The following is a 22016-nucleotide window of genomic DNA, read 5'->3' on the forward strand; positions in this document are numbered from 1 at the left end:
CACCATCGGCCATCGCGGCCTGGGAGGGTCGGCACTACGGAGTGGTCGACGCCGTCGAGCCGCGTCGCATTCGAGTAGGTCACCCACCGGTGATCCATGCTCGGTTGGCCGCCGATCACGTCGGGGCTGAAGGCGGCGCGGTCTTGGCGCGCCAGGTCGGTGTGTTGTTCTCCACGACGAGGGCGGGGGCGAGGATGAACGCCACCTGGTCTTGGCGAGCGGCACCACGGGCGGCACGGTGGGCGCGCGGGGCGCCTCGGCGGTTGCTCCAGGGGCTAGCGTGCGCGGGGCGGCGGCTCGCCTATCTGTTCGAGCCCGGCATGTGGCGTTCGCGGCGTTAACGATCGCCTATCCGGGTTCGGCGTTTTGTGACCTTCGCTAAGTGATCTCTTTGTAGCGCACGTCGCGGGGCGAACTCAGGTCGCCGCATAGTGGAGGTCCAGGAGCGACGCGGGGCTCCTGGACGTTCTCAGCCTTCTCGCCGCTCAGGTGTTGATATGGAGTGCCCAGATAGATACGTGATCCAAGTCCTCCGGGCCGTGCGTGTAGAGCGCGCGGAAGGTCGGCGTGATCAGCTCGTACGCGCCGGGAATTGCGGCGTACAGGACGGCTTCGGGGGGCGTGGGGTTGTCGCCCAGATCCAGCAGCGCGTTGACGATTGACGCGCGCAGGGTCATCGGTGCCAGGCGCAGAGCGGCCTTGACGCCTGGGGCGAGGTGGACGGGGATCTTCACTTGGCGGCGTCACCGAGCCCGAGATCGGCGTACGCCTCTTCGCGCGACGTGTAGACGGTCATGTCGAGCTCCCCTCGGGCGGCAGCGTCGATCTCGGCGCGGACCTCGGCGGCCTCGCGCTCTTGCTTGAGTCGTACATACTCCTTGAACTCCTCCTCGGAAATGAGCACCGCGCGCTCGGTGGTGGATCGGCTGATGGTGGTGTGCCGGCGGCCGTGCACGGCGCGCGCTACGAGCGTGCCGAGCTGGCTGCGGGCCTCGGAAATGCCCAGGGAGTCATGCGTGGTGGCCATGCTGGTGTCACTCCTGTGGAGCCGGACCGGGTCGCTCTGTTCCGGTCCCTGCGGTTCTTGGTGGATGTCTCCACCATACGGGAACTTGGACAACCCGCACAGGATGTTCACCATGTACATGTTGCTCGACCGGCTCGCTTTCTTATGACCGGGAATGTCGATTCCCGCCGACAAACCCACAGGCTCACCATGAGCCCCGAACGGCGGCGGCAAGGCTGAGGACGCGATGAGTGAGCACCTCCCCGAGGCCGGCTAGGGCGGTTGCGCGGGACGGCGCGGTCACTTGGGTCGGGCACCGCCGCATCCTGGTCGGCGAATCCGCCTCGCCGCCCGGCCTTGCTCGAGGGGATCTGGCTGGACGCACGTGGCTCGACCCTGGCCGGGCTGTGGGGCTCTCGGCGGCTCGTATGCCTTCGTCGCGAACATGCTCGCCCGCCGCCCCAAGGCCCTCTGGCCAGCCGCGGATACTACCGACGGTCTACCGCTCGTCCCATTCACGGCCACCGATCCCGCCGTCGAGACGGTCGATCTCAGCGATACCGTTCGGCCCGGCCGCGGTCGGCTGGACCGGCGGCCAGGCCGAAGCGCGGCCAGCGCCGCGGGCGACCCGGCTGGGCCTGGGCCGCGTCGTCCGGCCAGGACACACGCCCGACCCGGTCATGCTGCGGGACGGGTCGATGGTCTGCCGGCCAATCGGCGTTCCCGGCACCGATGGGTACGAGCGGCAGATCCAGGCCTCCTTAACCCCGGACGACAACCCGGACGACGTCGCCCGGACGACGTCGCCCGGCTACGCGCCCGCGACCCGGTCACCGGCGAGCTCCTCGACATCAACGACGCCCGCCTCGTCTACACGCTGGAGTCGGACCTCGCCACCCAGACCGTCCAGCGGCTCCAGAGTTAGTGGGGCGACGGGCGGCCGCGGCCGGTGCGGGTCACGGGCCCCGGCGGTCGGCGAGTCGAGCGGGTTTGGAACGTCAACGTGCCGGCCAACCTGGGCATCGCGCAGCAGACGCGGCTTTGGTGGGGCAGTGAGCAGTCCGTGCTCTGGCAGCCCGGTGACGGTTTCGCCTCGGCCAACATCCCCCTCCTCGGCCTCCAGCCTGACGAGACGATCGCCCTTCACGCCGAGGTGTCCGCCCGCGCCGGGGACGACGGGCCGCCGGCCCGTCACCGGATCAACATGGGCTTCGCGCTCGACCGCCGCGAATCGACGGCGGGAGCCTCGACGTCGAGTACGCCTGGGTCACCGAGGGATACACCAAGGCCCGGGTAGCCAGCGGCATCGTGGGCGGCGCCACCGTGCCCGACTGGACGGAACTACGGGTCGTTCGGGTGGCTCTTGAGCCTCGCTGGTGCTCGTCGACCAGCCAGTCCCGCAGCCGTGGCGAGGCGCTCACCAGCACGTAGTGGGCGAGTTCGACCGTACCCGCCATCGCCCTTCGTCCGCGGTGGGCGCCGCGCCGGCCTCGGGCGCGAAGGGCGAGGCGGAACCGGCCGCCGCCCCTCCACAACCGGGGGCGGGAAGCCGTCGCCAACCGCGGGCCCCCCTCCGCATCAGCCCGTCCGTGCGGCGTGGACCAGCAGACGTCACGATTCGGTACGGGAATATGGCGATGATGCGCTGGCTGGTGGATGAGCCGATGCCGTCGAGGGGCCACCGCCCGAACTCTGAGCCCCATTTCGCGACAAGTGCACGGCCAACGCGATCAGCTGTGACGCCAGGATGTCAGTGCGCCAGAAGGCGATCACTTATCGAAAGTGTCGGCCATATCTGAATTCGCAATTCGCCAGACAGCGAGTCCGACGCGAAGGCTAGCGAAAGCGCGGTTACGCCCTTGTCGCTCACGACTGACAGACGCGCCGCTTCTTCCCTGAAGACGTCGAGCAAACAGATCTCTTGTCGATACCACTGAAGGCGAATCGAGCGCCCAGGAATGTCATAGATCAGGTGAACCTCGTCTTCCACGCCTGATCTGAGGTGGAGGGATCTCGTCCATTCCACTCCATCGACTGCCGCCGACGCGACACCGAACGCGTCAAGAATTTCGGCGTCGTCGGGAACCAGGAATTCATGATGGGCCATCACGGACCTCCGCGAGGAATGATCGTAGTGAGGCGGAAGCCACCGTCGGTGACTTGAAACGTCGACTCTACGTGCAAGAATCCGCCCGGCCCCGCGAGCAGCCCGTCCCGAATCTGGAAAGTCCCGAACCGGTCAGTGTATTCCTTCATGATGTTGTCAGTACGGGAGACCTGATTGTTGAAGAAATCCATCATGATCTTACGGCCTTCGGGAGTGTCGTGAATGCCAATCCGCTTGAGCTGAGCCAGGTTCTGGGCAGACCGTGGAGCATTGTGGCTCCCTTCCTTCACCCTACCGAAAAGATAGTCCCATTTAGCGGGATCCATAACGGCACGTCGGCAGGGGGCGAAGTTATGGACCAGAACCGGCGTTGTGTCGGCGAGTACATAGTAGGTGTGCGGGCCATCGACGGTGAGGTCGTGTGTGCGTTGCGACCCCTGCTGGTCCCGGACCTCGGTTACGGCCACGCTGGCGCCGTTCGCGGTGCGTAGTTCGTCACCAACCCGGAGGTCACCGGCGTTCTTCCACCGCTGCTCGTCAGCGAGCCAGAACGGGTGGTTGTCCGTCGCCGTGACGGTGGCGAGGCCTTGGTCGGTGGCGACGGTGAGCGAAGTGAAGTCTCTATCGCCTTCGGTGGTGAAAGTGTTGGTCACCGGCCGCGTGCCGGTGCGCTTCCCTCGCGGGTCGCTGGCGGCGACTCGGTCTCCGATTCGTATGTCCTCGATGGCCCGGGTGCGGCCGTCGGCGAGCAGCACCCGGGTGCCGGTCGGGAAGCTGTGTGGCCTGGCGCAGGTCGCGGTGTCTCGTTCCGACCTCGCCTGATTGGCGAGCTTTTCCGCCTCGACCTTGGCCAGCGCGCGTGCGTCGATCAGGGTGTTGGCGCGCAGTGGATAGGTGAGGCGGACGCTGCAGCCGCAAGCCTGGGCCTGGGCCTCGGCTTGTGCCTTGACGCGGGCCGCGACCGAGGCGTAGAGCGGCCCGGCTTGCGGGTTGGAGCACCGCAGGGTGCCCGAGACGCTGTTGCCCTGGACGGGGAAGGTGCGCTGGGGGCTGGCGCACTGGCCGGCGGGCTTGCCGTCGATGGAGAAGGTGGCGCTCATCACGGCGGTGACCACGCCCTGGGTGACGCGTTCCTTCCGGGCGATGGAGGAGACCTCACCGGTGAAGTTCTGGGTGGCGGTGCAGCCCGAGGAGCTGCAGTCCATATCGCCCGCGTCGTCGAGGGTGAAGGTGATGCCATGGTCGGTCGCGTTCTTGAGCTGGTCGGCGTACTCGACGAGGGTGTCGAACATCTTGTCGACGGCGGCTTCGGTGAGGATCGGGGTCAGGTCCATGCCCTCGGCGTCGCCGGGCGCCAGGGGCCCGATGGTCACCTTGCGGGGGGCGGTCAGCTCCTGTCCGCGCTCGATCTGTTCCCTCGCCCGGGCGAGGTCCTTGCGCAGGTCGTATGCCTCCAGCCGCAGCACCCGGTGCGGTTTGTCCTTCGTCACCAACAAGCGCCCGGCAGAGGTGTCGACGCTCAGCGCGGGTGTTCCGTTCACGCTCAGCGGCTGCTGCCCGGACGTGCTCGACGTCTTCGGCTCGTTCGCCAGCCGCGGTGTCTTCTCCAGGTCGGTCAGGGCCGTGTCCAGCACGGCCGCCAGCTTCGAGGGGGCGATGGTGCGGGCCAGCGCCTCGTCCATCAGCTCGGAGCCGTCGTCCATCCCCACGGCCCACTCGCTGGGCGGCGCCTTCTCGCCCGCCGGCACGTCCGTTCTGGGGGCGGGATCGACCTGCCAGCGCATGAACGTCTTGCCGCCGATGCGCAGCACGTCCTGGCCGTGGTCGTTGCGCCCCGAGGTGGTGGTGCCGAACTGACTGCCGCTGGCGGTGACCGTGATGTCGTTTTCGGTGATGCCGTAAGCCGAGGTGTCCTTGTAGCGCAGGCCAGGAGCATCGGCCAAGTCCGCAACGGCTTCCCGGAACGGCTGGAGGTTTCGCCGAGCCGCCTCTGCCTCGTCAGAATCGGAGGATGGGGACGTCAACGAGATGAGCCCGGCCACCAGCGCCACGATGACGACACCGATCACCCCGAGGAGTACCGCTCGTTGACGGCCGGTCAGAACCTGGATCCGCGACATCCACGGTGAGCTGTTTCGCGCCCCTGCAACGGGGCCACGCGCGAACGGGTGTTCACCGCTCGGGTTCGGTTCCGTCATGACTGCCTCTCCGTGTCCATGACGCGCCCTCGCAAGAGCTGAAGACGGACTACCGCGACTGGCCGACCCTGGGGTGCTGGACCTGGTTGCCGGTGTGGGCCAGGAGAACTGGGCACCAGTATTGAGGAGGGACGCCTCCGCGGAGCGAGGTTTATCGGAATCTGTCCATCGCCGCGGCGAGCGGTGCCAATGCGGCCGGGCCCGTACTGGCCGGGGTGGGCAACAGGACAGGGGGTTCCCCAGCGCCCTACCCACGGTCCAGTCGGTGTCCGGCCCCCTACGGCGGTACCGGCTCTTGTCCCGTCTCCTGGCCGGTCTCGGCCGCTAGACGTACTTTCAGCTGTCGCCCTCTTGGACGTCTCTCCACGAGGGCGAAGCAGGCCATGCACGTGGGCGGCCACATCACCTTGATGCCGCTGGCCTCGGCCCACCCAGGAGCATAGGCCGAACAGACGCTCCCCCCAGCGGCCAGGGGTGGCGCGTTGCGGGTGTCCTGGGTGCCGGAGCTGACGCTCGGCCCACACAGGGCTACCGGACTGTCGTCCGCGACAACTCCTCACACGAACCGCGACCTCGCCAGTCAGCGCAGAAGCGCGAACGGCACCAAGGGAGCCGGACCAGCTCCCTTGCCGTCGTCCGCGCGGTCAGCTGCCGGCGACTCGCTGTGAAGACCTGCCAACATGCCACATGCGGAAGACAAGAGCATCACGCTCTGACCAGCGGGAAAAGGCGATTCGCCCACGATGGCCAGCGGAGACCGAGTTGAGCTGATCGCGGGTGAACGGCTCGATGGTCAGCTCGCCAGGCAAGCGCTGGCCACGGTCTCCAGCCCGGTCACGATCGTCGCGGCACCTCTGTGGCGCTCCATGCCGCCTGGGCGCGCAGCTCCTCGATGTCGCCGACGTTGTCCACCCGCCGCCACGGCACCGCCTAGACGAGCGCCTCGGCGCCGTGCTGCTCGCCCCCGACCGACGGATCGGCCCGCGAGAGCTCGCGCGCCCGCTCTACCGGCCCGGCAAACGCCTACACACGGCGCTAGCTCAGCTTGCCCAAACCTCCGGCTGGATGGCGCAAGAAGCCGTCCAGGACGGGCGCGCGCAACGCTGGTACCACCTGGCGTTACGCGCCGCGCGCTCCGCGGGGGACCACAGCGTCACAGCCAGCATTCTGGCGTTGATGAGCAACCACGCCAGCGCACTCGGCAAGCACCGCGAGGCGATTCAACTGTCCGCCGCGGCCGCGCAGGCCGCCTCTCACGCTCCGCCCACCGTGCGAGCGCTGATCGCCGCCCGCGGCGCCCTGGCACACGCCGGCGCAGGCGACCTGACCGGTGTCCAGCGTGCCCATGACCGAGCGATGACCCTCCTGGCCGGCCCGGACGACGAGCGACCTCAATGGGCCCACTACGTCACCCCGACAGAACTGGACGCTCTGACAGGCCGCGCCCTCGTCATGCTCGCACGCCACCTCCCCCGACGTCGCAACCACCTCATCCAGCAAGCCGAACCCCTGCTACGCCAACGAGCCCTGGACGCCGCTGACGCTCACCGCCGATCAGCGCTGCGCCACAGCGCGCTCCTCGGCCTCGCCCACACCGCGGCAGGCGACCTCGAACAGGCCGTACACGCCGGACGCCTGGCGGTGCGTCGACTTCCGATGGTGACGTCAATCCGCTGCCAGTCCCTGCTGGGAGAACTCCGCTCCGAGCTGGCCGCACATGCCCGGACCTCCCAAGAGGTGCGAACCCTCATCGCGGAGATCGATGCCCACGTGCCGCGCCCCACTCGGCCTCACGAGAAGAAGCACAGCGAACTACCGGGCCGCACATGTTGAGAGCATCCACGAAGACCCGAGCGCCACACGCCTGAGAGCCTGCTGACTACCGATTTTGGTCGCGGGGGCTGAGGTTGGGGATGCCCTGGTCGAGGCCATTTTCGAGCGATGTGCCGCAAACACGAGCGGATTCCTGATAGCTGAGGTGTTGTCCACACAACTCGGCAACCAGGAGCCCGTGGTTGTCGGTCTACACGCCCGCGCCCCCGGGCGCCACCGATCGCGCTTCACCGGGGTGCCGATGTCGCAGCCGGAAACCAGCGTATCCGTCGGACCTGACCGACGCCGAATGGGCGGTGATGGCCGAACTGGTCGCGACCACCGGCAGGACGATGATCCATGACCCGCGCGCGACACTCGACGCGATCAACGAGGTCACCCGGTACGGGATCGAGTGGCGGGCCCCGCCGGTGGACTTCCCTCCGCATCAGGCGGTGTACGCCTTCTTCCCGCGCTGGTCCCGGCGTGCTCCGCCCGAACAGCTGGCGGCCGTCCGCGCGGCCGTCCGCGGGTGCTGGCCGGACGCCGCGAGTTGCCGGCCGCCGGGTGCATCGACTCCCAGACGGTCAAGGCCGCCGAGACCGTCGGGGCCGCGGCCCGCGGGTATGACGCCGGCAAGAAGATCAAGGGGCGGAAGCGGCACATCGCGGGCGACACGCTCGGGCTGCCGCTGTGCGTGATCGTCACCGCCGCCTCCATGCGGGACCGTGACGGTGCCCACCCGTCGCTGGCCCCGCTCCGGGAGAAGTTCTCCACCATCGCGCTGGTGTGAGCCCACGGTGGCTACGCCGCACGCATGGTGACCTGGGCCAAGCAGGTCCTCGGCCTGGCTGTCACGATCGTCAAGCGCTCCGCCGACGTGCGCGGCTTCCTCGTGCTGCCTCGTAGATGGGTGGCGGAGAGAACCTTCGCCTGGCTGACCCGCTACCGGCGGCTGGTGCGGATCTACGAACGCGAACCCGAACACCACGAAGCCATGCTCTGGTGGGCCACCGTGCACCAGATGACCCGCCGCCTGACCCGCGAACTGGCAGGCCAGCCATCCCAAGGCCGCTGGACCGGCCCTCCCCCACCGCCAGCCCTCCCCCGTCCCGACCGGCGTGGTAAGGTCCCGCGACCGCTGGCCACCCAGCCCTGGCGGGCTTGGAGAGGCAAGGAACTGGCCGCCATCCTCGGCCTCGATAACGTCAACAGCTTCCGCGTCCAGCTGTCCCAATGGTTCTACCAGGGCTACATCAACAAGATCGGACCAGCCCTCTACGGCCCCATGCCCACGAGCGCTTAGCCTTTGTCAGCAGGCTCTCAAGGGGAAGCGGCGTTACACCACCGTCGCGGCGAGCCCGGCAAGCCGCGCCGGGCACCGAACGCAAAGCGGTCCTGGACCTCACTGACCGCGCCCCGATCACGATCCTGAACCAGCACATCGTCACGCGCTCCACTCCCATGCTGTGGCAGGACCATCTCTCGTCCGCGCGTGAAGGATGTCGGCTGTCTTCTATAGCCTCTTTAGGACAAGGAAGGGAACGACCATGACCGCACAACCGCAGGACTTCATCTCCGTCGGCGCGCCTCTGTCTGAGAAGAACCTGCGGGCCATCCGTGCCGCGCTGGCTGTCCCGGAAGATCGCGAAGCTTTCGACGCCGGGCTCCAGGCTGTGCTCGACGAGGTCAGAGTGAGCCTGGATCTTGGGGCGCTGAACGCTTTCGTGCACCGTTGGTGGATCTCCGCGTGTGACACCGCGAAGGATCCCGAGGGGCGCCGTCAGATGCACATCCGCGCCCAGCAGGCTCTTGCCGGTGAACCCGTTCCTCAAGGGAGGCCCTGGCGGGAGATCCTCGCTGCTCATGGAATCGATGTCTAGGTGTTCAAGCTCATCATCGATCATGCAGCCGAGGAACAGATCGCCGCGCTGCCCGACCATGCACTGCGTCCGCTCGCGGATCTGTTCGCGCTGCTGGAGACCGCTCCTTTGGAGTGGAGACCCGTACAACTCCAAGAACCCCAGGGCGAACACGCTTACGCACGCGTTCGGAGAACGCGGTCTCGCCACTATGTGGTCCTGGACCGGCAGCGCGAGGTCTATCTTGTTCGCGTCGAATGGCCATAGGTGCGTGCCCGTTCGTGCAGCGATCAGCGGGGAGTCATGGAAACTGGCGGTCACTCCACCCGCAGATGCCCAAGTCAGCGTTCTTCCCCTGCTCAGAGGCCTTGATCTCGAGAGAGTTTCCCAGGCGCTGTCCGAGCACCGCGTTGATCCGGCGGGCGCGTGCCTCCGGGGGCGCCATACCACCTCGTCGAGCAGCACCTTGAGCGCTTGGTTCGGCTTCGACGGCCGGTGAGCGTCTGCGGGGCTGTGATCCATGTGACTGACTTTCGTCAGCGGCGAGGGCGGCGGAGGACATGCGAGCGTGTCCTCGAACTTACGCCCGCGACCAGCGGCGCGAACACGGCCTGAGAGCGCGGTCGCGCTCAGGGGCAAGAGCATCGATCGCCGCGACGACGCGCATGGCGGCGCAATCCTCGTTGACGGTCACGCGGATGGGATTGCCAGACAACCTGATTGAATCGCCCCGGCTTCGGTGGAGACGTGATCTCTTGAGAGGATCGAGTCCATGCCAGGCAAGTCCCCCTACCCCGCCGAGCTGCGTAGACGAGCGGTTCGGATGGTCACCGAGGTGCGGCCGGATTACCCGACCGAATGGGCCACGATCAACGCGGTGGCGACTAAGCTCGGCATCGGCATCGGCACCGGCACCGCGGAGACACCGCGTACCGGGGTCCGCCAGGCCCAGGTCGACGAGGGCAGCCGGCCCGGCCACACCAGTGACGAGTCGGTCGAGCTGAAGCGGCCGCGTCGGGAGAACGCCGAACTCCAGCGGACCAACGAGATTTGAAGGCCGTCTCCTTAGATTCAAAGAGTCAAGGCAACACATTGGGCCGGAGTTCGGTAGCCGAGGCACTTGCGCTCTCCACAGTCTCCGCGCTGTCCGGCGCGGACTCCGCGCGGCCTGTAACGATCGGTCTACTTGACGGTTGTGGCCACGCTCGGGAGGAGGACGACATGATGCGCCACCCGTCCCACATCTCACCCAAGGAACAGCTGAAGACGAGGAGTCTCCACCGAGGCAATCCGGTATTTACCGCGGCGACTGCTTGGGTGTCAGCTCGGCAGGTGAAGGCGTGCTGCCACGGTCTCCAGGAACCAATCTGAGCGTTCGTCGGTGGGGTCCAGGTCTGCGCGCGCCGCGGCCGACCAATCGTCGCGTCGCAGGATGGTCAGGTACTGGTCGAGCAGGTGGACTTGGTGGTCGGGTGGCAGGTTCGGGAGGTCGGGGTCGGCCTTGAGCAGGCGGTCGGCGATGTAGGCCGCGGTGTAGTAGCGGCGCGCGGTCGGTTGCTGGTGGGCCAGGTGGGTGACGTGGGCGTCCAGGACCCGGCGGATCGCGTGATAGCCCTTCCAGGTCTGGCCCATACCGTCGTTGTCCGCCATGAGGCTGAGCAGGCGGCCGGTGTGGTCGATGAGGTCATCGTCCGGGGCAGGTGCGGTGATGGCCTCGTGGACGTCGGCGGCTCTGGCGACGGCGCCGACGTAGTAGCCGTTGAGGATGTCGCCGTCGATGGCCTCGCGTAACAGCCAGGGGCGGGCGGCGATTCCGCCGACCTGGCACAGAGCCTCGACGATGTAGACCCGGCCCCACCCTGCGGTGCGCCGGGCGAGCCACAGGAGTGCTTGGTCGCCGCCCGTCCGCCGTTTCAGCGCGTGTGCCGCGAGGGGACCGAAAGTCTTCGATAGCAGGCCGATGTGCTTGATCAGGTCGATGTCCCGCTCGTCCCAGTCGGAGGCGAGCAGGGCGAGGCCGATGATCGTCGAGCATTCGTCAGGGCTGTTGCGGACCAGCCAGCGACCGGTCTCCTGGACTCGTTCGAGGTCGGCGCGCAGCGCGGCTGCGGTGATGTGCTCATTGAAGTGGATGGGGACGTCGACGTCGTGGAAGGCCCAGGTCAAGTCCCGTGGGACGGCGTCGGGGCGCGTGAAGAACGCATCCAGGATCGCGGCCGCTCCGGCACCCTGGCGTCGTCGGTCGTCTTGTGGCTCGCGGACCCGCCGGCGATGGGCATCGCTGACCGGGTAGGGCTCGCCGTTGTTCGGGAGCGCGGCATCGGGATACAGGCGGTGGAGCCGTAAAGCGTGGTCGTACAGGCTCGTCTGGTTTCCGAGCGGTCCAGGCTCGGGCGTCTCGCTCACAGGCGGACGGAGGACTCGATTCTCTTGATCATGCGCCCAGCATAGGCCACACGACGAACGAATGTCGCAGGAGCCGGCGCTCACCATCCGGACGGGACCTCGGCGCCCTCGTCCTCGGGGTGTTCACGAAAAGGGCTGGCCTGGGGCGCAAGAGGGGTTGAGAAGATCGCTTCCCGAGAAGAGAATGATCGCTTCCCGCGTAGGCAGCCCGGGCGCTGACCGTTCAGGGGGATTGCCACGTGGCGGGGCCGGCCGAGGGAGGGCTTGTCCGCGGCGGATGAAAGCATGTTCTCGCAAGATCTTCGTACAGGGGTGAGCAGGAGTCCGGAAAGCTGGCTTTTCAGCTGGCCCGGCCCAAGGTCACGGTGCGGGTTCCGGGGGTGAAGTCGCCGAAGGACTGTTGCCAGGACTCACCGGGCCAGTAGTACGTCACAAGGCCCTCGGCGGGCCGGTAGTGGGCGGTGTAGAGCGTTGCCGTCCCCCGCTCGTCGACGGATCGATACAGCGGCGGCTTGAGCATCGCCGCCACGTCCGCGCCCGCGGCGCGGATGGCTCGCAGCCGCTCCAGCGTCCGCATGGCCCGCTCCTGCTCGTCGGTCACCGGCAGGTGCTGGTGATTGGAGGCGCAGGCGTCCGGTGCCACCGTCGGCGGCATATCCGGTCCCACGAACACCGTCATCGCCTTCTTGGGATCGACAAGGGTGAGGTTCTGGGGGACGGCGACCGGCAGGGACCGCAGCCTGTCGACCGCCTCATCGACGGTGTCGCACGTCTCCAGCAGGTAGCGCACGAGGATGAGAATGGCGAAGCCACGTCCGTAGACAGAACGTCCGCCCCAGGTGAGCGAGATCGCGAGACCGGCGTCGTTCATCCCGTCCAGCAAGCCCCACAGCATGTCCTGCATCCCGATCACGGGGCGCAGGAAGCAGGAGGAGACGATGGTCCCCTCGCACTGATCGGGCCGCAGGTCATAGTTGCGCAGCAGCGTGCCGTTCTGGCCGATCTGGGTGCAGGACTGGGAGAACGGCCGCAGTGCCGCGTGGGTGAGGAAGACTTCCGCCTCGGGCCGGTCGAGTTGGCCGGCCAGGCGGTCCAGAACCGGGACCAGTTCCGGCAGGTGCGCACGGAACAGCGCCCGAACACGATCCGCGCCCTCCGGAGTCCGGCCCTCCTCGGTCAGCAGGCCCTCCATGTCCTGCCACAGGGCCCGGGCGTGGGCGGCCCACCGCTCGTCGCCGCCGTCGCCGACCTCGATCGCCTGGAAGGTCTTGTGCTGTTGCCGCATGGCTTGCCACTTTCCCTGTGAGAATCGGACGAGGTGAGGGCAACCTAGCTAATTGTGCGGGTGATTCACCAGGCGGCCATCGGCGACGGCCAGGCGCTGGATCTGATGAAGCCGCTGAACGTGAGCGTGGCCGAATTCCGAGTAGGCGAACATGTCCCGCGTTGGAGAAGCCGGGAGTCAGGAGGGCCGGCGTTTAGGGCATCCATCGTGCGCGGAGCACGCCATCTATCGGGTGATCCGTACTCCGTGCCCTTTGACGAGTTGGCGCTGGATCGCCGTGGCCGGGTCGCGGGCCGTGGCCGCGTCGGCAGGGGACGCGCCGGCGAGGGCCGGTCCGGCCAGGGTTAGGACCGCGACCGTCGTCCATCGCCCCATCGGGTTCTCCTGGTGAAGGGGTCGGTACTGTCGCCGACACGGGCCGAAGCGATGGTCTTCGCGGAAGGAGGTCTCACCGTGATCACAGCATTCCGGACGAGTCCCACACGCTGGTCACTGGCCTGATCCACGGCCGTCGGCACGCCCGGAAGGCCATGGGGCGGCTCGGGCCTGAACTTGCAAATGGCTGTGGCTTCGTGAAGCGATTTTTTGGACTCCGCTGTACGAGGCCCGCTCTGAGGCCCTCCGGCGACGCCAACTTCCTGGTTTTGGTGAGCGAGTACGGGCGAAGCCCGTTCGGTTTTTGTTTGCGTGGCGCGTGTTGTTTCTGGCCAAGCCCGACGCCTTTACAATGTAGATTACGTCTGGCCGGTTCCAGCTCAGATGAGCGCCGCTTGAGCGTCACGCACGTTCCCATCGGGTGCGCAATTTCACCCTTCATTTCTATTGTCGCGGGTCAGGAGCGGCAGCTGGTGGCAATGAGCCCTGTGGGCTCCGGCGCGCCCGGAGCAACCGGAGCTGAGCTGGGCCAGTGGAGGGGATATCAGCCCCGCTCAGAAGAGTCGGCCAAAGGGGGTGAAAGAGGCTCAATTTTTTATGTGCTGACGGCGCCAGCCCTCAGATGTCGCCTGGCCCGACAAGGTCGCGCAGCCTGGCGGACCACCGTGATCGACACAGCGGAAGTGGAGCGCCTTGTTGCCCCAAGGGGCGAGGGGAAACGATCCCGCGAGAAATGATCATTACTTTGATACCCAGAGCGGCGTGCTACTCGCGCGCAGGCTCGGCATAATGCGGAGAGCGAACGGTGTAGAGCCCTCGTGGAGGCCATAGCCGGCCATCACGGCACCGGCCGCCGACCTGGTGCTCCGGCGCTGTCACTCGCCTGGAGCGCCAGCGTAACGACCTCCAGCACTCGAGAAGGCCCTGATGCCCACTGACCAGTCCATCTGCTGCCCCATCTGCAAGGGTGTGCTCATCGCCCGGCAGTTCGGCGACTACACAGCCATCCGTGGACGGCTCGTGGTCAGCAACGGCTACTGCCGGGGCCGCTGCCCAGCCTCCGAGCAGCTATCCGGGCCCGGGGACCCTGGCCAGGACGGCTCACGAGGTGACCGTCCTGCCCGACAGCCGAAGGACATGTCGTCATCGGCGCCCTGACGCGCGGGGAAGCGGGCATGCTGGTCACGGCCCTGACGGAACGCACCCGCGCACGAGCGCGTAAGCGGCTCGCGAAAATCGACCGTCATCAGCCGGTCCCATCAGGGGCCATGTCGGCGCCGGTGGGGATTGCGGCCCGGCGCGTCGGACGCCAGGACCGCCTTGAGCGGGGACACGGCTCGGTGTGGCACCGCGTTCGCCACGCGGGTCAGGATCACCATCGGCAGTGTGGGCCTGCCCAGCGGGCGACTTGCGCCTCGGCCAGGTCAGAGGTCGACGTGGCGGACGATGCAGCCGCTACCAGCGAGCCGAGATCGTCGCGGTCATCGAGCATCAGGCCCACTGCTTCGTCATCACTCGAGGTGATCTCACCTCCAGCGCACCTGGCCCATTTATATACGCCATCCCCACCGTTCGGCTGAAGCGCCTTCATCCCCCGTCACTGACACCCGCACTTGCTGGGGCCAGCGTGGTGACCACCGCCTGCATCCTTTCGGCGATCGCGGAGAAGCGGATACGTTCCTGCTCAAGGCGAATCGAGGGGCCGTACCTGTGAGCGCGTAGTTCATGCCACAGGGCTGCCTCGGCCACCGTCAGGTGGGCGAGGGGCTGGGTGACTTGGCTGGGTTCCGCGGTCCAGTGCGCTTGGTGGTCCATGAGGGTGTCCTGGTCCATCAGCATCGAAATGACGTGCGGGTACCGACTGCGGAGCCTGTCGAGGATGGCGAAGCCGTGGGTATCGATGTCTCCCCAATAGATCAGTTCGGTATCGGCCAGCCATGGCAGTGATTCCAGCACGCCGACGGAGTAGCCACTCCCGAAGATGGCCATGCCACCAGGTACGGCGGGAAAGGCCAGATAGCTGGTTTCGTTCTCGATGACGAACACGGCCGTCACCGAAGGAGGTCGAGCGACGAACTCCTCAGTACGTACGGTCAGGTCGGTGAAGCCGGTCAAACTCCTACCGTCCAGCAGGCGGAAACGGACCTGCTGGGGCTTCTTGCGGAAGCCGTATCGTCCTTCGAAGTCCGATCGTGGCAGATCGTCGCGGACGCGCGTCGGATCGAGTCGAGCGTCCAGGAGCGCGGTCAACACCCCTTTGTGGCGTTCGATGAACTTGGTGTCGACCCCAGGTACGTCGATGTGTCGCAGATACATGCCCGCGCGGGCATGCTGATCGATCCAGTGAACGGTCGCCATGATCGATGGCCAGGTGTCAGCCAGAGCCAGCACCTTCATCGGGTTGGCGGCCATCCACGCGGCGATCTGAGGTGATCCAGCGGCGTTGGCATGGAGCGCGCGGAAGGCGCGGACGTCGCCGGTGGTCTTGAGCAGGCCCCAGAGGGTGTCCGGGTCGTCGATCCAGGCGCGGGCGGGGATGGTGTTCACGCCGATGGTCCGACCGCCGATCGGTTTGTACTCCACGCGCAGCCGGGTCTGCTTCTCCCATTGGGCGACCCAGGTGCGGACCTCCTCGAACCGCGCCGCCAACTCGCTCGGGCGGGGTCCGCGGACCGGCACGTCGATGGGCCGCCAGGGTTCTCCGGTGGCGAGCCAGGTCAGGTATCTGCCGGACGACCAGCGCTTCGTGAGCAAGGCCCGGACATCGTCCGGCGTTGTCCAGGTCATGGGCGCGAACCCGCCGCGTGAGCGACCTGGCGGGCCTTGTACTCCTCGATGGTGAGGGTCTGCAATCGGGAGTACTGGCCGTTGACGTTGTCGACGTAGCCGACGGCCGACACGAATGGCTCGATGATATGGATCTTCTGCAGTGGTGTGACGATCATGAGCTGCAGTCCGAGGCTGCGAAACAGTTTGAGGGCGAACCTGGTCGACTCGTCCGAGCCCCGGCCGAACGCCTCGTCGATCACAGCGAACCGGAAGGTTTTGGACCGGGTGACGCCCCATTCGAGCTTGAACTGGTAGGCCAGCGAGGCCGCCAGAATGGTGTAGGCGAGCTTCTCCTTCTGGCCGCCGGACTTGCCGCTGCTATCGGAGTACGTCTCGTGTTCCGAATCGTCGAAGCGGTTGCGTTCGGAGGCCGAGAACACGAACCAGTTGCGGACATCGGTGACGCGTTTGGTCCAAAGGCGGTCTTCACTGGACAGGCCGTCACGGCCACGGAAGCGTTCGATGAGCCGACTGACTTGGCGGAACTTCTCTTCCGAGTACTGGTCGGAGGCATTGCCCGACAGCGTCCCGGCGGTGCATTCGCGCAGTTGGGCTTGGAAGTCGCGTACGTCGGTGTTGGGGCTCGGCTCGGCCTGCAGGCGGATGTAGCGGCCGGGGTTGTACTCGACGGCGAGCAGGGAGTCGTTGATGACACCGACCCGCTGGCGGATCAGGTCGGCTTGCAGGCTGAGTTTGGAGCTGAACCCGGCGATGTCGTTGATGGTGTTGGTGTTGAGGTAGGTCTTGAACTGTTCCCGGAACCGGGGCAGATCGTCGCCGACGAGCCGGTCATGCAGTTCTCGGTAACCAGGCGCTGAATGGACCGAGTCGTCGAAATCGGTCGTCTCGTTCGGGTATCTGCCGCGGAAGGATGCCATCTGGGTGGCGATTTTGCCAGCAAGGCTATTCTGCGACTTGAGCCGCCTGTCGACCTTCTCGCTCAGGGCGGTACCTGCCTCGGCCTGGGCCGAGTCACAGTCTGCCGGGTCACCGGTGCCGGGAAACGCTCGTTCCAGGTCACCGTAGTGTGTCACGGCCCCGGCAGCGGCCGGTTCGGCGAGGATCGTTGCGGACTTGCCGACCTCTTCGTTTGCTGCCTTCAGCTGGCTCTCCAGGCCACCGATGTTCTTAAGGCATGCTTCCTGATGGAGCTGGGCCTGTCCTAGGTCGCCGTTGACGGCATCGATCTCGCTGGCGAGGCGTTCGAGCTCGCTGGAGGCCCGCCGGAGCTTGGCCAGTTCCGCCGCCAGATCCTCAACCAGGTTGACCTGGCTGCGCCAGTCAAGTCCACTGAAGTCGGTGGTCTCGGCGAGCTGAGCCAGGACCCTCATGTGGTCCAGACAGGTGCCGTGTTCACCCTGCAGCAGGCCATGCCGGATGCTCTGGGCGTTCTGCTGTTCCTGGACGGTGGCCGCCTGTCGGAGTAGAGCGTCGATCTTCTGCGCGTTCGTCCAGCCCAGCACGTATTGGCTGCGGTCATCGATGCGCGTGCTGTCGTTCTTCTCGTGCCTGCCGCGACCGCTCTTGATCTGACCGGCAGTGGTGACCGCGTACGCGGCGCGGCGGAACTCGGTCATCGTCTCGGCGCACAGGTGACCCGCCCGCACCGCCAGTTCCCGCTCCAGCCACGGGTAGAACTCACTGTCCTTGATCTCGAGCTTGGCCGCCAGCACCGGACCATTCTCCCGGCTGCCTGGGCTCCAGGCCGGGAGAACGGCCGGGACCCGGTAGTAGACGATCCGGGTCCCGAGATGGTGCTCGTTGATCCAGTCCGAGACCGCCGTGTACAGGTCTTCGGCGACCAGCATCGACAGCGCGAAGGGACGTAGCAGTCGTTCGGCGGCGCCCTCCCATCGGTCTTCTTCCGGCCGGACCCGGACCAGCTCCCCGGCGAACGGCAGGTCGCTCTCGCGTACGTCGAGTTCCCGGCACAGCCAGGCCCGCAACTCCAGGCTTTTCCTGGGCAGATTGTTCTTGCGACTGCGCAGGCTGAGGATCTCCTTGCCGAGCTCATCGGCCCGCTCCGCGAGCCGCCTCCGTTCCAGCCCCAGCTCTTCCAGACATGTCTGGAGCTGCGCGCGCTTCTTCTCGGTGGCCTCCGCCATGCCAGTGATCTCTCGGAGCCGTGCGGTGAACTGCTGCGGGGTCTCCACGGGCGCCAAGCCGACACGGATCAGCCGGTCGGTGAACACTTTGGCCCGGCCGGCCCGGTCGTCCCGGTTCCGCCCGGCTTCGTCGATCAGCTTCTCCAGCTCACCGATCCGCGCTCCGCCCTTGCCGTCTCGTTCGGCGACGAGGCTGTCCAGCCGCCGTTTGAGGCCGCCGATCCGGTCAGCGAGTTCTTGTCTTTCACGTTGCCGATCGCTCAGCCGTTCACCGAGCTGATCGATCCGCTGCCGTAGCAACCGGGCCTTTCGATCGGCGAAGAAGTACCGCAGCGCCTCCCGCTGCTCCTGCAGCTCTCGGACTTCCGTCCGCAGGGCCTCATAGCGTTCGCATTCGGCCAGCAGCGGCGTCAAGGCCGCCAGCTGCTCCTCCGCCCGCTTCACCGCGTCATGCGCACGGGTCAGATCGTCGAAGTGGGCAATCAGCTTGGCCGTCCAGGCGGCGGCGTCGAACGGCTCCAGCATGTGGTCGCGGACGAACTCGTTCAGGTCGCTGACAGACTTCATGGACACTGTCTGGTGGAACAGTTCCATGGCCTGCTCCGACTCGATCCCCAATCGACGTCGGAAGTCCCGGCCGTATTCGGGAAAGGCGTCGTACGTACGAGCTCCTGCTCCGCGAAGCCTCCGCTTCAGCGCGGTAATGTCGGTACCGAAGTCCGAGAAGTCGGCGGTGACTGAAAGGTCGCGGTCGGCGATCACGTAGAACCGCTCCGGCTGGTTAGCGTCTTTCATCCAGAACACCTGCGCCAGGCTCACTGTCGCCTCGTACCCGTCGTTGGCGAACACGCCGACGATCACCGAGAACGAGTCCGTACCGCGTAGTGCCACCGGTTGAGAGGTACCGGTCTCTTCGTTGCGCTGTGACTTGTGAAAGCCCAGAACGTACGAACGCAGGCTGCGTTCTCTGGTCTCCGCACCAGCGGCCTTGTTGTAGGCGATGCGTTGTGCCGGCAACAGCAGCGTGGTCACCGCGTCCACGATCGTCGACTTGCCGGAGCCGATGTCGCCGGTGAGCAGGCCATTACGCCCGTCGATACGGAAGGTCCACACCTTGTCATGGAAGGTCCCCCAGTTGTACAGCTCCAGCCGGCTCAGCCGGTACCCCGCCAGGCTCTTCTCCTCCTCGCCGCTGAGCTCGACCGAGCTGAACAGTGCCTCCCTCACGGCCTCTCCTCCGTCCCCGACAGTTGAACCGCGTACGTGGCTAGGGCCTGCTCGAACCCAGCCAGCCATTGGCCGTCCACGAACGCCTTGAGGATCCGCCGTACCTCGAACAGATTGTCCTGACCGGTGACCCGCCGAAGAAAGCCCAGCTCGACCACCTTGTTGATGTGCGCGTCGACTTGATTGACCAGCCGCGCCTCGTTACTTCCCTCCGGCAGGAGGATCGCCAGCATCTCCACGATCTGATCCCTGGTCAGCATGAGCCGGGTATCGCCGCCGCGCGCGTCGAATTCGGCCAGCCGTTTACGCAGCAGCGCCAGCAGAAGACTGACGTGGAACGACAACGACCGGCGCGGGATCAGCCGCGGCGGCCCCTCCTCCCCCTCCTGCTCGGGCCGCGAGCGCAAGAACGCGTATCCTTCGGCCTCGTCGATTACCAGCAACAGCCCGAGTACCGCCACATGGTCGCGGACCTGCGCCTGGAGGTCGAGCAGGTGCCGCCACGCCTTCTCATGGGTGTCGCGGTACACCACTCCCTTCATCACCTGGGTCACCGCCAGCGACAGTTCCGCGCTCACGGGCTCACCTCCGTACGGGCGAAGGTGATCCGCGGCAGCTTCGCTCGCCGCTCGGTCCCCTCCTCGTCGATCCAGGCCAGCTGGTCGACGCGCGCCTCATCGAAGACGACGCAGAACGTGTCGTCGCTGAGTGCCAGGTAACTCACCAGTTCGGCAAGTCCTTGCGCCAAAGGTCGCTCACGTATCAGGTCAGCCAGCGCTATTTGCGCGCGGCCCCGCAGCGCCCGGCGTACGCCGGCCGCCAGTTCCGCCCGGTCGACGTAGAACTGCTCGAATAGCGCATCAGCCTCGAACTCCTGGCCGCCCGCCTCGATCGACGCGCTGTTGATCGGCCGCCTCAGCCGCGGCGCGTACAGAGGCCGCTCCATCGGCAACCCGAGCTCTGGAGCCGTCCCCTCCAGTTCCGTGGTCACCGGCAGGTCCGCGTACGCGCGCGCAGTCAGCGCATGCTTCTCGATGCTCCGGACGATCTCCACCACTCGCCGGTTCTCCGCCCACACCTGGTCGTCCAGGAATCGCCGCAGCTGCTCCGACAGTTGCCGCACGGTTGCCTGAGTACGTTCGCCGGCGTCCAGCCAGCCATGGTGTACGTACCGCATCCGCGGATCCGGTTCGGTGATCTCTTTCAACGCCTGCACCTGTTCCAGCAACCCGGCCAGCTCTTCCTGGCGGGTACTGGACAGCAGGAAGTCGTAGAACGCCTGGAAGCTCCTGCCCTGGTCGGTGTCGGCGATGCTCTCCCGGCTCCCGAGAATGTCGTCCAGCAGCGCGCCCTTGGACCCGTCCCAGGTGGAGATCTTCTCCCGCAAGCGCCGGTCGAGCGTCCGGAAGTTCGCCTCCACTTCCCGGAAATCAGCCAGCAGTTCTCGCGCCGTACTCGTGAACTGCTGGTAACGCTCACGCTGCGCGGTGGGTCCCAGCGGCTCGAAGTCTCCGGCTGCCACCCGCGCCATCTCCTCATCGATCTGCCGGCGCCGCCGCCTCAGCTCCTCCAGGCGAGTCTGCGGATCAGCTTCGGCCCCGAACACCATCTGCCGCAACAGATCGAAGATCGTGTTCAACCGCGATTCGGTGCCGACGAACGACCGGTCCGTCAGCGACCGCAGCCACGCCAGCGCCTTCTCCACTGCCGGTGTCGCGTCGTAGTGCGGCTCGTCTGACCCTTCCGGGTAGTACTTGCGCAGATATCCGGCGCGGGGATCGGCCCAGTCATCAAGGTAGGCCTTGGCGGTCTTTGGGAAAGCCCCCTCCCCCAGCCGCTCGTTCAGCGCGTACAGCTCATCGTCGAGTCGGCCCGCCAGATCCACCGCCGAGACCGACCGCGCGTTCTCCTCAACGAACACTCGCCCGAGGAAGCTCAGCACCAGGGCCGCGTGATCGGCACGCAGCAACCGCCACGCGACGCTCCGCCGTCGCAGCGCGCTGATGTCCTCGAACTCCATCTTCTCACCATCCTCGCGCACATGTTAGGCACGGAGAACGACAACGTCAGGCAGATCCGCCGAAGCCCACCGATTCGGAGTTCGAGGGATACCATCGAGCCGGCCTCGCCTCTACACCGCAGGGCCAGTCCGCCCAAGAGTCGGTCGGTGGACTGACCTGGCAAGAACATCCAGATGCCCACCGACGTCATCGCCAAGGGCGGCGAGGCTGAACTGCTGCCCTCGATTTCTGATATGGCAGGTAGAGCGGTCGTGATGCCCCAGTCTTCCCGCGATGCCTTTCGCTTGATCCAGCGCTGCCAGCGTGCGCTGCGCGTGAACTGCTCGGCGCCCCCTGCCAGGCGCAAGTCCGCCGTCGTGCAGGCGATTGGTCAGAGCCCACCGGTAAGCGATGGGGCGAATGTCGATCCACTGATCGCCGGGACTTGGGCCAGCGCTTGGCTCGGTCAGGCATGATGGGCCGCGGAGCTGGGCGACCACGAGGCCGAGCACCGGTTGTGCTTAAAGGTCACCGGCCGGGCGTGCGCCACGCCCTCACCACACGGATTTGGCCGCGACCTCCGCGCTGGCTGAGACGATCGGCGGCCTGGCCGAGACTCAGCCGCTACCCCCTGGCATAACGCCATGCCCGCCGGCACGGCATGGACCACGGTGGCGGCGTGGCGAGCGGCAGGCTGACATGCCCCGCGTTTTCCGGACACCGGAGCCTCGGCCTTGGCGACGTTGATGCGGGACCAGGGGCTCCGGCGGGCGCGCGGCGAGTAGCGCTGGAGGTAGTGGTCGC

17 protein-coding genes and 2 pseudogenes are annotated in these 22016 nt (G+C 66.7%); 8 read left to right on the forward strand and 11 right to left on the reverse strand.

What is annotated here, in order from left to right:
- Positions 1 to 485 precede the first annotated feature (485 nt).
- The 5 genes from ACWEJ6_RS49930 to ACWEJ6_RS49950 form a co-directional block, all read right to left on the reverse strand.
- Positions 486 to 734: a hypothetical protein gene (locus ACWEJ6_RS49930; protein WP_452432531.1), complete on the reverse strand. Its 249-nt coding sequence runs from the start codon at positions 732 to 734 to the stop codon at positions 486 to 488.
- Positions 731 to 1207 carry a type II toxin-antitoxin system Phd/YefM family antitoxin gene (locus tag ACWEJ6_RS49935; RefSeq protein WP_452432533.1) on the reverse strand — a complete coding sequence of 159 codons (477 nt, stop codon included), beginning with the start codon at positions 1205 to 1207 and terminating at the stop codon, positions 731 to 733. The genes ACWEJ6_RS49930 and ACWEJ6_RS49935 overlap by 4 nt, the downstream gene beginning before the upstream one ends.
- Positions 1208 to 1817: 610 nt before the next feature.
- Complete coding sequence (locus ACWEJ6_RS49940) at positions 1818 to 2201, reverse strand: hypothetical protein (protein WP_452432535.1); 384 nt, start codon at positions 2199 to 2201, stop codon at positions 1818 to 1820.
- Between the two features lie 555 nt (positions 2202 to 2756).
- Positions 2757 to 3113, reverse strand: coding sequence for a hypothetical protein (locus ACWEJ6_RS49945; protein ID WP_452432536.1), 357 nt, complete (start codon positions 3111 to 3113; stop codon positions 2757 to 2759).
- Positions 3113 to 5311 (reverse strand): polymorphic toxin-type HINT domain-containing protein, encoded by a 2199-nt coding sequence (locus ACWEJ6_RS49950; RefSeq protein WP_452432538.1) that lies wholly within the window; start codon positions 5309 to 5311, stop codon positions 3113 to 3115. The genes ACWEJ6_RS49945 and ACWEJ6_RS49950 overlap by 1 nt, the downstream gene beginning before the upstream one ends.
- 951 nt (positions 5312 to 6262) lie before the next feature.
- On the opposite strand from ACWEJ6_RS49950, the gene ACWEJ6_RS49955 reads away from it, so the two are divergent.
- The 7 genes and pseudogenes from ACWEJ6_RS49955 to ACWEJ6_RS49985 form a co-directional block, all read left to right on the forward strand.
- Complete coding sequence (locus tag ACWEJ6_RS49955) at positions 6263 to 7144, forward strand: hypothetical protein (protein ID WP_452432539.1); 882 nt, start codon at positions 6263 to 6265, stop codon at positions 7142 to 7144.
- Between the two features lie 182 nt (positions 7145 to 7326).
- A pseudogene (locus ACWEJ6_RS49960) lies at positions 7327 to 7599 on the forward strand (transposase); the annotation flags it as partial.
- Positions 7600 to 7655: 56 nt separating this feature from the next.
- Positions 7656 to 7916: a transposase gene (locus ACWEJ6_RS49965; protein ID WP_452432540.1), complete on the forward strand. Its 261-nt coding sequence runs from the start codon at positions 7656 to 7658 to the stop codon at positions 7914 to 7916.
- A 24-nt stretch (positions 7917 to 7940) separates the two neighbouring features.
- Positions 7941 to 8429, forward strand: coding sequence for a hypothetical protein (locus ACWEJ6_RS49970; protein ID WP_452432541.1), 489 nt, complete (start codon positions 7941 to 7943; stop codon positions 8427 to 8429).
- A gap of 244 nt (positions 8430 to 8673) precedes the next feature.
- Complete coding sequence (locus ACWEJ6_RS49975) at positions 8674 to 9006, forward strand: DUF6247 family protein (RefSeq protein ID WP_452432543.1); 333 nt, start codon at positions 8674 to 8676, stop codon at positions 9004 to 9006.
- On the forward strand, positions 9007 to 9252 hold the full coding sequence (locus ACWEJ6_RS49980) for a hypothetical protein (RefSeq protein ID WP_452432544.1): 246 nt from the start codon (positions 9007 to 9009) through the stop codon (positions 9250 to 9252).
- A gap of 505 nt (positions 9253 to 9757) precedes the next feature.
- A pseudogene (locus ACWEJ6_RS49985) lies at positions 9758 to 10036 on the forward strand (transposase); the annotation flags it as partial.
- Between the two features lie 269 nt (positions 10037 to 10305).
- Here ACWEJ6_RS49985 and ACWEJ6_RS49990 read toward each other — a convergent pair.
- The 6 genes from ACWEJ6_RS49990 to ACWEJ6_RS50015 all read right to left on the reverse strand — a co-directional run bounded on the left by ACWEJ6_RS49990 (position 10306) and on the right by ACWEJ6_RS50015 (position 21232).
- On the reverse strand, positions 10306 to 11391 hold the full coding sequence (locus ACWEJ6_RS49990) for a hypothetical protein (protein WP_452432545.1): 1086 nt from the start codon (positions 11389 to 11391) through the stop codon (positions 10306 to 10308).
- 340 nt (positions 11392 to 11731) lie between these two features.
- Complete coding sequence (locus ACWEJ6_RS49995; RefSeq protein ID WP_452432546.1) at positions 11732 to 12676, reverse strand: C45 family autoproteolytic acyltransferase/hydolase; 945 nt, start codon at positions 12674 to 12676, stop codon at positions 11732 to 11734.
- Positions 12677 to 14638: 1962 nt separating this feature from the next.
- Positions 14639 to 15838, reverse strand: a complete 1200-nt coding sequence (locus ACWEJ6_RS50000) for a Wadjet anti-phage system protein JetD domain-containing protein (RefSeq protein ID WP_452432547.1) — start codon at positions 15836 to 15838, stop codon at positions 14639 to 14641.
- The gene (locus ACWEJ6_RS50005) at positions 15835 to 19212 is read right to left on the reverse strand and encodes an ATP-binding protein (protein WP_452432548.1); all 3378 of its coding nucleotides are present in this window, start codon (positions 19210 to 19212) and stop codon (positions 15835 to 15837) included. The genes ACWEJ6_RS50000 and ACWEJ6_RS50005 overlap by 4 nt, the downstream gene beginning before the upstream one ends.
- On the reverse strand, positions 19209 to 19790 hold the full coding sequence (locus ACWEJ6_RS50010; RefSeq protein WP_452432549.1) for a DUF4194 domain-containing protein: 582 nt from the start codon (positions 19788 to 19790) through the stop codon (positions 19209 to 19211). Before ACWEJ6_RS50010 ends, ACWEJ6_RS50005 begins: the two co-directional genes overlap by 4 nt.
- On the reverse strand, positions 19787 to 21232 hold the full coding sequence (locus ACWEJ6_RS50015) for a DUF3375 domain-containing protein (RefSeq protein WP_452432551.1): 1446 nt from the start codon (positions 21230 to 21232) through the stop codon (positions 19787 to 19789). Before ACWEJ6_RS50015 ends, ACWEJ6_RS50010 begins: the two co-directional genes overlap by 4 nt.
- Before the next feature lie 174 nt (positions 21233 to 21406).
- Between ACWEJ6_RS50015 and ACWEJ6_RS50020 the strand changes: the two genes are divergently transcribed.
- Positions 21407 to 21688: a hypothetical protein gene (locus tag ACWEJ6_RS50020; RefSeq protein WP_452432553.1), complete on the forward strand. Its 282-nt coding sequence runs from the start codon at positions 21407 to 21409 to the stop codon at positions 21686 to 21688.
- The last annotated feature ends 328 nt before the right edge of the window (positions 21689 to 22016 follow it).

Source organism: Nonomuraea sp. NPDC004702 (assembly GCF_053601695.1).

What these genes read in the sequence shown, in the direction of transcription:
- ACWEJ6_RS50015 (WP_452432551.1), bottom strand. Translation starts at nt 21,232, where the DNA reads ATGGAGTTCGAGGACATCAGCGCGCTGCGACGGCGGAGCGTCGCGTGG.
- ACWEJ6_RS49970 (WP_452432541.1), top strand. Translation starts at nt 7,941, where the DNA reads ATGGTGACCTGGGCCAAGCAGGTCCTCGGCCTGGCTGTCACGATCGTC.
- ACWEJ6_RS49950 (WP_452432538.1), bottom strand. Translation starts at nt 5,311, where the DNA reads ATGACGGAACCGAACCCGAGCGGTGAACACCCGTTCGCGCGTGGCCCC.
- ACWEJ6_RS49995 (WP_452432546.1), bottom strand. Translation starts at nt 12,676, where the DNA reads ATGCGGCAACAGCACAAGACCTTCCAGGCGATCGAGGTCGGCGACGGC.
- ACWEJ6_RS50000 (WP_452432547.1), bottom strand. Translation starts at nt 15,838, where the DNA reads ATGACCTGGACAACGCCGGACGATGTCCGGGCCTTGCTCACGAAGCGC.
- ACWEJ6_RS49945 (WP_452432536.1), bottom strand. Translation starts at nt 3,113, where the DNA reads ATGGCCCATCATGAATTCCTGGTTCCCGACGACGCCGAAATTCTTGAC.
- ACWEJ6_RS50020 (WP_452432553.1), top strand. Translation starts at nt 21,407, where the DNA reads ATGCCCACCGACGTCATCGCCAAGGGCGGCGAGGCTGAACTGCTGCCC.
- ACWEJ6_RS49975 (WP_452432543.1), top strand. Translation starts at nt 8,674, where the DNA reads ATGACCGCACAACCGCAGGACTTCATCTCCGTCGGCGCGCCTCTGTCT.